General features: G+C 43.9%; 10 protein-coding genes and 1 other annotated feature. All 10 genes read right to left on the bottom strand.

From position 1 onward, the window contains the following. Positions 1–104: 104 nt before the first annotated feature. The 10 genes from clpX to ilvB all read right to left on the bottom strand — a co-directional run bounded on the left by clpX (position 105) and on the right by ilvB (position 12,296). Positions 105–1,367, bottom strand: coding sequence for an ATP-dependent protease ATP-binding subunit ClpX (gene clpX / locus ACQVGT_RS06895; RefSeq protein ID WP_003229613.1), 1,263 nt, complete (start codon positions 1,365–1,367; stop codon positions 105–107). A gap of 271 nt (positions 1,368–1,638) precedes the next feature. Beyond that, positions 1,639–2,913 carry a trigger factor gene (tig, locus tag ACQVGT_RS06890; RefSeq protein ID WP_015384284.1) on the bottom strand — a complete coding sequence of 425 codons (1,275 nt, stop codon included), beginning with the start codon at positions 2,911–2,913 and terminating at the stop codon, positions 1,639–1,641. Between the two features lie 227 nt (positions 2,914–3,140). Next, positions 3,141–4,145 carry a DNA damage checkpoint antagonist DdcA gene (gene ddcA, locus ACQVGT_RS06885; protein WP_015483530.1) on the bottom strand — a complete coding sequence of 335 codons (1,005 nt, stop codon included), beginning with the start codon at positions 4,143–4,145 and terminating at the stop codon, positions 3,141–3,143. 118 nt (positions 4,146–4,263) lie between these two features. Next, the gene (gene leuD / locus ACQVGT_RS06880; RefSeq protein ID WP_015384286.1) at positions 4,264–4,863 is read right to left on the bottom strand and encodes a 3-isopropylmalate dehydratase small subunit; all 600 of its coding nucleotides are present in this window, start codon (positions 4,861–4,863) and stop codon (positions 4,264–4,266) included. Positions 4,864–4,875: 12 nt separating this feature from the next. After that, complete coding sequence (leuC, locus tag ACQVGT_RS06875; RefSeq protein WP_003229604.1) at positions 4,876–6,294, bottom strand: 3-isopropylmalate dehydratase large subunit; 1,419 nt, start codon at positions 6,292–6,294, stop codon at positions 4,876–4,878. A 49-nt stretch (positions 6,295–6,343) separates the two neighbouring features. Further along, positions 6,344–7,441: a 3-isopropylmalate dehydrogenase gene (gene leuB, locus ACQVGT_RS06870; RefSeq protein WP_015384287.1), complete on the bottom strand. Its 1,098-nt coding sequence runs from the start codon at positions 7,439–7,441 to the stop codon at positions 6,344–6,346. A 20-nt stretch (positions 7,442–7,461) separates the two neighbouring features. Next, a complete protein-coding gene (locus tag ACQVGT_RS06865; RefSeq protein WP_041517979.1) occupies positions 7,462–9,018 on the bottom strand; it encodes a 2-isopropylmalate synthase in 1,557 nt (518 codons plus the stop codon). Beyond that, a complete protein-coding gene (gene ilvC / locus ACQVGT_RS06860; protein ID WP_015384289.1) occupies positions 9,005–10,033 on the bottom strand; it encodes a ketol-acid reductoisomerase in 1,029 nt (342 codons plus the stop codon). Before ilvC ends, ACQVGT_RS06865 begins: the two co-directional genes overlap by 14 nt. A 23-nt stretch (positions 10,034–10,056) precedes the next feature. Beyond that, the gene (gene ilvN, locus ACQVGT_RS06855) at positions 10,057–10,575 is read right to left on the bottom strand and encodes an acetolactate synthase small subunit (RefSeq protein ID WP_004399096.1); all 519 of its coding nucleotides are present in this window, start codon (positions 10,573–10,575) and stop codon (positions 10,057–10,059) included. After that, positions 10,572–12,296 (bottom strand): acetolactate synthase large subunit, encoded by a 1,725-nt coding sequence (gene ilvB, locus ACQVGT_RS06850; protein WP_015251528.1) that lies wholly within the window; start codon positions 12,294–12,296, stop codon positions 10,572–10,574. Before ilvB ends, ilvN begins: the two co-directional genes overlap by 4 nt. 121 nt (positions 12,297–12,417) lie before the next feature. Beyond that, positions 12,418–12,664, bottom strand: a binding site (T-box leader). Between the last annotated feature and the right edge of the window lie 145 nt (positions 12,665–12,809).

Here is a 12,809-nt window from a genome sequence, read left to right as displayed (position 1 = left end):
ATTGCTAGTATCTCCCATAGAAGACGGGAATAAACGTTTTTCCAGAAGAGTTGCATGCAAAAAAACCTCCTGAGTGTTACCACTCAGGAGGTTTGTACTTATCTTTATGCAGATGTTTTATCTTGGCTTACCTCAGTGCCGTCTTTTAATAAGAGGCGAGGAGGCTCTCCGTGTGTCACAGTTGCCCCGGTGATTACACATTTTTCAATGTCATCACGAGAAGGCAGCTCAAACATCACATCAAGCATGATGCCTTCAATGATGGAACGGAGTCCGCGTGCTCCAGTCTTGCGTTCAATTGCTTTTTTAGCAATTTCAGAAAGCGCTTCTTCTTCAAACTCAAGCTCAACGTTGTCAAGCTCAAGCATTTTCTTGAATTGCTTAACAAGAGCGTTTTTCGGTTTTGTTAAGATCGCAACCAATGCTTCTTCGTCAAGCTTTTCAAGGCTTGCAATAACCGGAAGACGTCCGATAAATTCAGGAATTAACCCGAAACGGAGCAAATCTTCAGGAAGCACTTTTGAAAGAAGGTCTTCTTTCTCAAGATCAGCAGCTTTATTGTCGGCACCGAATCCAATCACTTTTTGGCCTAAACGGCGTTTGATGATTTGTTCGATACCATCGAAAGCTCCGCCGCAAATGAACAAAATATTTGTTGTGTCAATTTGAATGAATTCTTGATGAGGATGCTTACGTCCACCTTGAGGCGGTACGCTTGCCACTGTACCCTCAAGAATTTTAAGCAATGCCTGCTGTACACCCTCACCTGACACATCACGTGTGATAGACGGGTTTTCAGATTTTCTAGCCACTTTATCGATTTCATCAATATAGATAATGCCTTTTTCGGCTTTTTCCACATCATAATCAGCAGCTTGGATGAGCTTCAAGAGAATATTCTCTACATCTTCACCCACGTATCCAGCTTCAGTCAAAGATGTAGCGTCTGCAATCGCAAACGGCACATTTAAAATGCGAGCCAATGTTTGCGCCAGAAGGGTTTTACCGCTTCCCGTAGGGCCGATTAATGAAATATTACTTTTTGAAAGCTCAACATCATCAACTTTGCTGTTAGAGTTAATGCGCTTATAGTGGTTATACACAGCCACAGCAAGTGATTTCTTCGCTTGATCTTGGCCGATGACATATTCATTCAAAATTTCACGAATTTCCTGAGGCTTTGGTACGTCTTTAAATTCTACTTCTTCTTCTGTTCCGAGTTCTTCCTCTACAATTTCAGTGCAGAGTTCGATACATTCGTCACATATATATACACCAGGTCCAGCTACAAGCTTACGAACCTGATCTTGTGTTTTTCCACAGAACGAGCATTTTAATTGTCCTTTTTCCTCGTTAAATTTAAACATTCTTTCACCCCTTAATCTTGTCTCACTTTTTCTTTTACCGGCAGAGCAAAAGAAAATGATTCTTGAAACGAACGAGTATGTATTGCATTTTACCATACTTTCCAAAAAGACGGTAACAATGTGTTTCTGACTTGCACATTCTATATGTATGACAAAAAACAGCCCTGCATTAACTATATTGCCCCAAGAAAAAGAGATAACTCATAATTGTACAAAACAAGGCACGAATGATTCGCGCCCTGTTTTATTAGTACTATTATTATGCACCATATTAACGGTTTTCTACAAGAAAATCAATTGCTTTGCGAACTTTTAAATCTTCTTTCATCGCGTCAGTAGAACCGATGGCTTGTTTAATATTTTCAACAGGCATGTTGTATGCTTCAGCCATTTTAGTAAGCTCAGCATCAACTTCCTCATCTGATACTTCAAGGTTTTCCGCTTTCGCAATCGCCTCAAGAGTCAGGTTAGATTTTACGCGTTTTTCAGCATCTTCTTTCATTTGCTCTTTAAGCGCAGCTTCATCTTGACCTGAGAATTGAGTGTAAAGCTCAAGGTTCATGCCTTGCATTTGCAGACGCTGTTCGAATTCTTTCAGCATGCGGTCAAGCTCAGTGTCGACCATTGCTTGCGGAACGTCGATTTCAGCATTTTCAGAAGCTTTCAGAACAAGCTCTTCACGTAATTTAGCGTCAGCTTCGTTTTCTTTTGCTTCTTCCAGACGTTTCTTTGTTTTTTCAGTTAATTCAGCAAGTGTTTCCACTTCTTCATCGATATCTTTTGCGAATTCATCGTTAAGCTCAGGAAGCTCTTTCGCTTTGATTTCGTGAATTTTCACTTTAAACACAGCTGGTTTGCCTGCAAGCTCTTCAGCGTGGTATTCTTCTGGGAATGTCACTTCAACATCCTTTTCAGCGCCTGCTTCAAGACCAACTAACTGATCTTCGAAGCCAGGGATGAATGAGCCAGATCCTACTTCAAGAGAGTAGTTTTCAGCTTTTCCGCCTTCGAAAGCTTCGCCGTCAACGAATCCTTCGAAATCAAGAACAACTGTGTTTCCTTCTTCAACGGCGCCTTCTTCTTTTACAACAAGCTCAGCTTGACGCTCTTGAAGGGCTTTTAGTTCGTTTTGAACATCTTCGTCAGTTACAGTTGTGTCGTCTTTTTCAATGCCCAGACCTTTGTATTCGCCAAGCTTCACTTCAGGTTTTACTGTTACTTTCGCAGTGAAGATTAAGCTTTCGCCTTTTTCGATTTTTTCAACATCGATTTCAGGACGGTCTACAGGCTCGATTCCAGCTTCTTCAACCGCTTTAGGGTATTCTACAGGAAGAAGAATATCCAAAGCATCTTGGTAAAGAGCTTCTACGCCAAAGCGCTGTTCGAATAATCCGCGAGGAATTTTACCTTTACGGAATCCAGGAATTGAAACTTGTTTTACTACTTTTTTAAATGCATCATCAAGTGCTGTTTTAAACGTTTCAGCATCAACTTCAACCGTTAAAACGCCTTCGTTGCCTTCTTGTTTTTCCCATTTTACAGACATGTGTTTCCCTCCAAAAATCTATTCAGGTTGTGTCGGTCTTCCATTCTAAAGCAATCATTCGGCTTCGTCCAACAAAAACAAAGCTGCCAAAGATCAGAATCATTATGTATAGATGTTAATAATGAACTGCAAAGCCTGTCCAACCGTATTTCTTATAACCCGTTATACACAAATACAACCACTATATTATAACATAACACATAGCGCTTTCAACTATATGGCGCGATTTACAAATAAGAAATTTCTTCAATATCTTTTAACATTGTGCAAGCTTCATCGAGTTCTCTGTCTGTAAATTCATACATCATATGAAGTTCTTCGCTTTCAATTTCAATCCCGTGCATCTCGTAACCGACTTTATGAAGGGCAGCCGCCCAAAGGTCAGCCGACAGCAATTTCGGCTGGAACGGATATAAAACGTACAAATGTCTTCTCCACAATTCTTCTACTGCCGCATATAAGGTTGGATTTTCATTTCCAAGTGTCTCATCCAGCACCCTGAGAACACGGTGCAGAATCGGGGCGGCATCAGGCGGAACAATCTCAGACGGTTCAATTGTCAACGACTCGCCAAATTTACTAATGTGCACAGGTTTACTGTACTCATGCTCAGCCAACAGCATGACAATCATCGTTTTGATAATCGGATGGGCTGAGGGGTCTTGGAGAATTGTTTTGAGCAATCCTGTATACTTTGCTACGTTACGGTCTTTTAAGGAATGAATGAGATTCATTTGCTCCTCAGGGCTTGCCAGCACTTTCTCGGTGTCAATTGTATCCTCATATTCTTCGGCCCAAGCCTCGTCCTCACGATCCGGATCGGTCATTTTCCGGCTGAAATCCAGCAGCTTATAAAATTGCTCGGCGCTTTCTGCCGGCAGCTGATTTTCTTCCAAAACGGCTTCAATGGTGCTTTTGACTTCTTCATATTTTTTGAGCTGAATTAAGATGGTCATGTACACCTGCAAAACCGTAAAATAATGGCCATAACCTTCTTTGAGCATCTTCTCGCACACGCTTTTTGCCTCTTCCAGCTCGCCCAGTTCTAAAAAGCAGATGGCCATCCCTAAGTGAAGATCGGATTCAGTATCATCATATTTCATCGCTTCTGAAAACAGTTCAAGCGCTTCTTGATACTTTTTTTCCTTTAGTGATGACATCCCTTTTTCCACAAGGCGGTCTTTCAGATGAGGAAAAGGAATAATTTTTGCGTTCTTCTTGTCATGCGTCATACCTATATTCCTTTCAGGTATTTATTTTGTTCAAGTGTATCAACACCTGTGAACAAACACAAGAATTGAAAGGTTTCATTAGGCAAAAAAAGCCGCCGGACAAATACCGGCCGCTTTTTCAGGCTTGAAGCCAAGAGCTTCTTTGTGATTCAAATTGCTTGATTTCATCCTCCAGCAGCAGCGTTAATGAAATTTCATCATATCCGTTGATCAGCATCTCTTTCCAATGCGGATCAACTTCAAATGAAATTTGATTGCCTTCACTGTCATGAATCAGCTGATTTTCAAGGTCAACAGTCATTTGCAATGACTTGTTTTCATACTGGCCGACAAGCTGTTTCCAATTGTCATATGGCATGCGGATCGGAAGCATGCCGTTTTTAAAGCAGTTCTGATGGAAAATATCAGCAAATGACGGTGCAATGATAACTTTAAACCCATAATCATCAAGTGCCCACGGAGCGTGTTCACGCGATGACCCGCAGCCGAAGTTTTCCCCCGCTATTAAAATGGAAGCTCCTTGATAAACAGGCTGGTTTAATTCAAATTCAGGGTTCGGTTCACCATTCGCATCATATCTCCAGTCAAAGAATGCAAAACGCCCGTAGCCTGTTCTTTCAATCCTCTTCAAAAATTGCTTAGGAATAATCTGGTCTGTATCCACATTGATCCGATTTAATACGGCCGCTTTCCCCGTATGTGATTTCAAAGGTTCCATCTCGCGCACTCCTTACACAACTGTTTTTTCCTGATAAAACTTTCTGACATCAACGAAGTGTCCGTGAATGGCAGCCATCGCAGCCATTGCCGGGCTGACGAGATGTGTTCTTGCACCTTTTCCTTGTCTGCCCTCAAAGTTGCGGTTAGAGGTTGATGCACAGCGCTCTCCCTCAGGAACAACATCATTATTCATACTCAAACACATGCTGCAGCCTGACTCTCTCCATTCAAATCCAGCTTCCAAGAAAATCTGGTCAAGCCCTTCTTTTTCAGCCTGAAGCTTCACGCTTTGGGATCCGGGCACGACGATGGCCCTTACGCTGTCAGCTACCTTCTTCCCCTTGATCATATCAGCAGCCTGGCGAAGGTCAGTCATGCGGGAATTCGTGCAGGAACCGATAAATACGTGCTCCACTTTAATGTCTTCAATTTTCTGATGAGGAGTGAGTCCCATATATTCATAAGCGCGAATCGCTTCTTTTTTGTCATCTTCTGCAGAAAAGCTTTCCGGCGCAGGAACTTCAGAATCGACAGGAAGAACCATTCCCGGGTTAATGCCCCATGTCACCATAGGGGAAATTTTGTTGCCGTCAAGGACGATAGATTTATCGTAAACAGCGCCCGGGTCTGTGCGCAGCGCCTTCCATTCCTCTACGGCCTTGTCAAATTCTTCGCCTTTTGGCGTGTACTTGCGGTTTTTGCAATATTCAAACGTCACCTCGTCAGGTGCAATCAAACCAGCTCTTGCTCCTGCTTCAATTGACATGTTACAAACAGTCATTCGTTCATCCATCGTCATATTTCTGAATACTTCCCCAGTGTATTCAATGACGTAGCCCGTGCCGAATTTCACACCGTATTTGCCGATGACAGCAAGGATGACATCCTTTGCCGTTACCCCTTTTTGAAGCGTTCCATCTACGCGCACTTCAAGTGTTTTTGGACGTTGCTGCCAAAGTGTCTGTGTGGAAAGGACATGTTCAACTTCACTCGTCCCGATTCCAAATGCAAGAGCGCCGAAAGCGCCATGTGTTGATGTATGACTGTCACCGCACACAATCGTTTTCCCTGGAAGCGTTAAGCCCAGTTCAGGGCCGACGACATGAACAATCCCTTGATCCACACTGTGAAGATCGGCAAGGCGCACGCCAAATTCCTCACAGTTTCTTTCAAGCGCCGTTACCTGGCGTTTCGCAACTTCATCCTTTATCTCAAAACGATTGACAGTCGGGATGTTGTGGTCCATTGTCGCAAATGTATTTTGGGGTCTTCTGACCTTTCTTCCCTTTTGTCTCAAGCCTTCAAATGCCTGAGGAGACGTCACCTCATGAATGAGGTGCAAATCAATATAGAGAAGATCCGGCTTTCCCTCACCATGTTTTACAATATGCTGATCCCAAATCTTTTCGATGATTGTTCGAGGCATCATCTTTTATTTCCTCCCTCTACCTAGAGCTAAGACCGCTTAACGTAAGCTGTCACACATTAGAAATTGTATTTTCACTCATGATTGCTGCCTTAACTTCCTCTGTAATGGCCTGAGTGCTGCTGAACTCTTCACCCCGTGCCAAGTCTCTTGTTCTTTTTCCGGAAGCCAAGACTTTGTTTACCGCATCTTCTACAGCTTTCGCTTCCTCTTCAAGCCCGAAAGATGTTCTCAAAAGCATTGCCGCTGACAATATGGCTGCGAACGGATTTGCCATCCCTTTACCGGCAATATCAGGCGCGGAGCCATGAACAGGTTCAAACAGATGAAGACCAGAGCTTGATAGGCTGGCTGACGGGAGCATTCCGAGCGAGCCTGTAAGCATGGACGCTTCATCGCTTAAAATATCACCGAACATATTTTCAGTCACCACGACATCAAATTGATTCGGTGCATAAATTAGCTGCATGGCCGCGTTATCCACAAGCATGTGCTCAAGCTTCACATCAGGAAACTCTTGTGCAACGTCCTCAGCCACTTCACGCCACAGCCGGCTTGATTCAAGAACATTCGCTTTATCTACAGAGGTCACTTTGCCTTTTCTGGCTGCCGCCATTTTGAAGCCCTCTCTGATCACTCGTTCAATTTCCGTTCGCTTATAAAACAGTGTATCTACTGCTTCCTGCTCACCTTTAGTGTTTACATAGCGTTTGCTCGGCTGGCCGAAATACAAGCCGCCTGTGAGCTCACGAACGATAACGAAATCAACATTATCTATATATTCTTTTTTCAAAGGCGAAGCGTCAGAAAGGCTTTCAAATACCTTCACAGGCCGCAAATTCGCAAACAAATCAAGCTGTTTTCTGATGCTGAGCAGCCCTTTTTCCGGTCTCAGTTCCGAAGGATTTTGATCCCATTTCGGTCCGCCGACAGCACCAAGCAATATCGCGTCTGCATTTTTACAAGCAGCAACGGTTTCCTCCGGGAGGGGGTTATGATGTTCATCAATAGCCGCCCCTCCAATCAGGCCATATTCAAATTCAAATTCATGGTTAAAGCGTTCGGCAACACTTTTCAGTACGTCTGTCGCTGATTCTAATACTTCAGGGCCGATCCCGTCTCCGGGCAATAGAGCAATACGTTTCTTCAAGTTAACCGTTCTCCTTTCTTTTATGATCCGACAGCTGTGTGGTTTTTCAATCCGCTCATATTCGACTGGAAAACCAATTGACGGTTGACTGCGTTCAAATAGGCTTTCGCTGATGCTTCTAATACGTCTTGCGCTATGCCCCGCCCTGCTGATTCTTTTCCGTTCACCAAAACTCTTACATACACCTGGGCAAATGCATCTTCGCCTTTTCTGTTAGACTGAATGCGGTAGTCTAAGAGCTCCAAATCCTTATCGATGCAGCGCTCAAGCGTATTGTAGATTGCTTCCACGCTTCCAGCTCCAGTTGCAGCTTCCTGAATAAACTCTGCGTTTTCTTGATTTTTCAAAGAAAGAGTAGCCGTAGGGACCTGACTTGTTCCGTAATGTACTTGCAGAGAAAGAAATTCATACCCAATCTTGCGATCTGTTACTTTTTCTTCTAAAATAAGAGAAACAAGATCCTCATCAGTGATTTCTTTTTTCTTCTCAGTCAACTCTTTGAACATCGTAAAGAATTTATTAATCTCTTCACTGTCAAATTGGAATCCTAAAGCAGTCAGCCGGTCTTTAAATGCGTGGCGTCCGGAATGTTTACCTAGGACAAGCGCATCTGCGGTTACGCCGACAAGCTCCGGTGAAATAATTTCATAAGTCGATTTTTCTTTTAAAAAGCCGTCCTGATGGATGCCTGATTCATGAGCAAATGCATTATCTCCAACAACCGCTTTGTTGCGCGGGACAGCCATGCCTGTCAGTTTGCTTACTAAATCACTTGTTCTCTTAATCTCGTTTAGTGTAATACCTGTTTCGACTTGGTAGAAATCTTTTCTGGTATGGAGGGCTACGGCAATTTCCTCTAATGCTGCGTTTCCGGCTCTTTCACCGATCCCATTCACAGCGCATTCGATTTGATCAGCGCCATTTTCAATCGCAGCAAGAGAGTTTGCGACTGCCATTCCTAAATCATCATGACAGTGGGCTGAAAGCTTTGCTTTGTGAATGTTCGGAACGTTTTCCTTCATATATTTAAAGATATTTCCGTATTCCGCCGGGGCCAGGTAGCCGACAGTGTCTGGAAGATTGATAACACTGGCGCCTGCGTCAATCACTTTCTCGACGATTTCTGCTAGAAACGGCAGTTCAGTGCGGCAGGCATCTTCAGCTGACCATTGCACAATCGGAAAACGTTCTTTTGCGTATTTCACCATTTCAACCGCTCTTTCAATGACTTGCTCACGTGTCATTTTCAGCTTGTGCTTCAAATGAATGTCCGATGTGGCGATAAAAACATGAATTCTCGGGTGAGAACCTTCTTTTAACGCTTCCCAAGCAGCATCAATATCACCTTTTACACAACGGGCCAGACCAGTTACTGAACAATTTTTAATGGTTCTTGCGATTTCCTGAACAGCTAAAAAGTCACCTCGGGACGAAGCGGGAAATCCCGCTTCAATGATATCTGCCCCGAGTCTTTCGAGCTGCTTAGCTATGGCAAGTTTCTCCTGTGTATTCAAGTTCACTCCAGGGGACTGTTCACCATCACGAAGCGTCGTATCGAAAAAATTAATTTTGCGCAACGGAGACCACCGCTTCCTTCTTCTTGCCTTGTTTCACAAACGGCATCATTTCACGAAGCTTTCTTCCCACTACTTCGATTTGATGTTCGTTCTCGCTTGCATTGATAGCGTTGAAACGAGGACGGTTTACTTGGTTTTCGACGATCCACTCTTTTGCGAATGTACCGTTTTGGATATCTTTTAATACTTCTTTCATAGATTCTTTTACTTTAGCGTCCACAACGCGAGGGCCTGATACGAAATCTCCCCACTGTGCTGTGTCAGAGATTGAATATCTCATTCCTGCAAGTCCTTCTTCGTACATAAGGTCTACGATTAATTTCAGCTCATGAAGACACTCGAAGTATGCAAGTTCAGGCTGATAACCTGCTTCAGTTAATGTTTCAAATCCTGCTTTGACAAGCGCGCTTAATCCGCCGCAAAGAACTGCTTGCTCACCGAACAAATCTGTTTCTGTTTCTTCTTTAAATGTCGTTTCTAGTACGCCCGCTCTTGCGCCGCCGATTCCTTTAGCATAAGCGAGGGCTTTGTCTCTTGCTTCTCCAGTCACATCTTGATAGATTGCGAACAATGCAGGTACGCCAGCTCCTTGCTCATATGTTCTTCTGACCAAGTGTCCCGGGCCTTTAGGCGCCACTAAGAATACATCTACATCCGCCGGAGGAACAATTTGATGGAAATGCACGTTAAATCCATGAGCGAATACTAATGATTTTCCTGCTGTCAATTCATCTTTGATTTCAGCTTCGTATACTTTTTGCTGCTGCTCATCCGGAAGCAGAACCATGATGATTTCGGCTTGGGCTGCCGCTTCTTTTACTGAAAATACTTTATGTCCGTCTTCTTGGGCTTGAGTGAAAGATTTTCCTTGTCTAACACCGACGATCACGTCTACTCCGCTTTCTTTAAGGTTCAGGGCATGTGCGTGACCTTGCGAACCGTACCCGATAACCGCTACTGTTTTTCCAGTCAATACGTTCTCTTTGATATCACCGTTATAATATACTTTTACCATTTTAATCTCTCCCTTGTTATGTTTTATACAATAGATATTGTTTTATTGGATGACGCCTTTTGCTGGGTTCCCCTCGCAAAAGCCGTTGTACCTGTTCTCGCGATTTCTTTAATGCCATAAGGTTTTAATAATTCAATAAGCGCTTCAATTTTGTTAGATTCACCTGTCACCTGAACAACGATGCTGTCTCTGCTGACATCAACGACAGAGGCTCTAAACGGTTCTATGATTCCATTAATCTCTGTTCTCGTTGAAGGTGCGGAGACAACCTTGATTAAGGCCAGCTCCCTCTGGACAATCGATTGATTTGTGATGTCTGTGACTTTCAGCACATCAATCTGTTTGTTGAGCTGTTTCGTTAACTGTTCAACATCATTTTCTCCTTCAACGTGAACGACGAAGGTGATTCTGGAAACGCCGGCTGTTTCTGTGTGTCCAACTGTAATGCTTTCAATGTTGTAATGCCTTTTTGTGAATAGACCTGTGATCCGGTTTAACACTCCGGAGCGGTTCACCACAGTCAATGTGATAATTCTTTTCAAGGTTTCACCCCCACCATTTCATGCAGCCCTTTCCCCGGAGCCACCATCGGGAATACTTTTTCTTCGCTGGCAACCCGCACATCAATGACAACAGGTTCTCTTGATGTTAATGCCTCTTCCAGCTTTTCCTTTGCTTCCGCTTCTGATGAAATTCTGATGCCTTTAATGCCGTACGCTTCGGACAATTTGACGAAGTCAGGCTGAGAAGCGAATTTAGATTCTGAATAACGTTCTTCATAGAAAATTTCTTGCCACTGTCTGACCATTCCGAGACAAGCGTTATTTAAAATCACTACCTTAACCGGAAGATTTAATTCGCGAATAACATCGAGTTCTTGAAGCGTCATTTGGAATCCGCCGTCTCCGACAACCGCGACCACAGTAGCATCTTTTTCGGCCAGCTGTGCGCCGATCGCCGCCGGAAGACCGAATCCCATCGTTCCAAGTCCGCCTGACGTGACCCATTTATCTGCTTTTTGGAACGGATAAAATTGCGCTGACCACATTTGATGCTGGCCTACATCCGTTGCGACAATGGCCTCTCCTTTTGTAAATTGATGAATATATTCAATCAATTTCTGAGGTTTAAAACCTTCTTCTTCATTATCTACATACCAGAGCGGATACTCTTCTTTCCATTCGGCGAGCTGTTTTTTCCATTCGCTTGAATCGCTTTGTTTGCCGTCTTGTTTGATCAGCTCCTGCAGGACAATTTTGCTGTCTCCGACTACAGGAATCTGTGTTTTCATGATTTTTCCGATTTCAGCTGGATCAATATCGATGTGGGCAATCTTTGCGTTTCTGGCAAAGTGTTTCAGGTTTCCTGTGACACGGTCATCAAAACGGGCGCCGATACTGATTAATAGATCACATTCATGAAGGGCCATATTGGCTGTATAAGTACCATGCATTCCCGCCATCCCTAGGAAAAGCGGATGGTCAGCCGGGAAGCCTCCGAGTCCCAAAAGGGTGTGTGCCACAGGGATTTGCTGCTGTTCAGCATAATTTTTTAATTCTTCTGACGCTTTTCCGTGCAGTACGCCCGCACCCGCCAGGATCACCGGTTTTTTCGCACTGCTCACGGCTTCCACAAGCTTGCGGATCTGCAAATAATTCGGCTCTGTTGTCGGCTGGTATCCCGGGAGATTCATCTCATGATCGTAGCTGAATTCTCCTTCAATTGTTGCTACATCTTTCGGAATATCAATCAATACAGGTCCGGGTCTTCCAGTTGTTGCAATATGGAACGCTTCTTTAATGATGCGCGGCAGATCTTCCGGCTGGCGAACCTGGTAGCTGTGTTTTGTTACTGGCATCGTAATCCCTAAAATGTCCGCTTCCTGAAATGCATCGCTCCCGATTACAGAGGTTGCTACCTGCCCTGTAAAGACGACTAATGGCAATGAATCAATCATGGCATCAGCAAGGCCTGTAACAAGGTTTGTCGCTCCCGGTCCTGACGTGGCAATGACGACACCCGGTTTTCCAGAGACTCTTGCGTATCCCTCCGCTGCATGAATTGCGCCTTGTTCGTGACGGGGAAGGATATGTACCAACCCTGAATTGTATAGCTTATCGTAAATCGGAAGCACAGCCCCGCCCGGATAACCGAAGATCATTTCTACTTTCTCTTTTTTTAATGATTCAATCAGCATTAATGCTCCGCTCATCGTCTGTGTACATTTGGCAGATGCTGAATCCACCTGTACATTAGTCCCCATTTTAGTTCCTCCTTTTGGATTTTCATCCTTTAAAGATCATCTTTTCATTAGCTAGATAGCTGATTATTCAATAAAAAAAGCCCTTCCGCCCACAATCAGCCGCGCAGTAACTGCGATAGCTAAAAGGGGCGAAAAGGCTTTTCTTTCCGCGGTACCACCCTTGTTTACGGCCTGTTAATCGGCCGTCTCATGGATATTTCTATCCGCTTTAGTAACGAGTGAATCAAGTTCACCCGGCCAAGTCCTACTGTCATTTCAGACTGGCACTCTGAGGCGAGTTCACCTTGTAAAGCTTCGCCGGTTCTCAGCTACCCCGGTTCTCTGTGGAAAGCTTTTTCAAGGCTACTTATCCTCATCTGCGCTTTTCATATTCAGCCTTCGGAACGGCTTTCCAGCTGTTCAAGAAGGTCGTTTGTTTTTCATTTTTTTAGAATCATACTGCGATGATTTTCGCTTGTGAAGCTTGCGTTTATCTTTTGTTGAACTCATATTACGCCGCTTTGGACGCAGTGT

The organism is Bacillus sp. SCT118 (assembly GCF_058566435.1).
The sequence above is the reverse complement of the archived record's forward strand: the minus strand, read 5'-3'. Positions and strand labels throughout refer to the sequence as shown.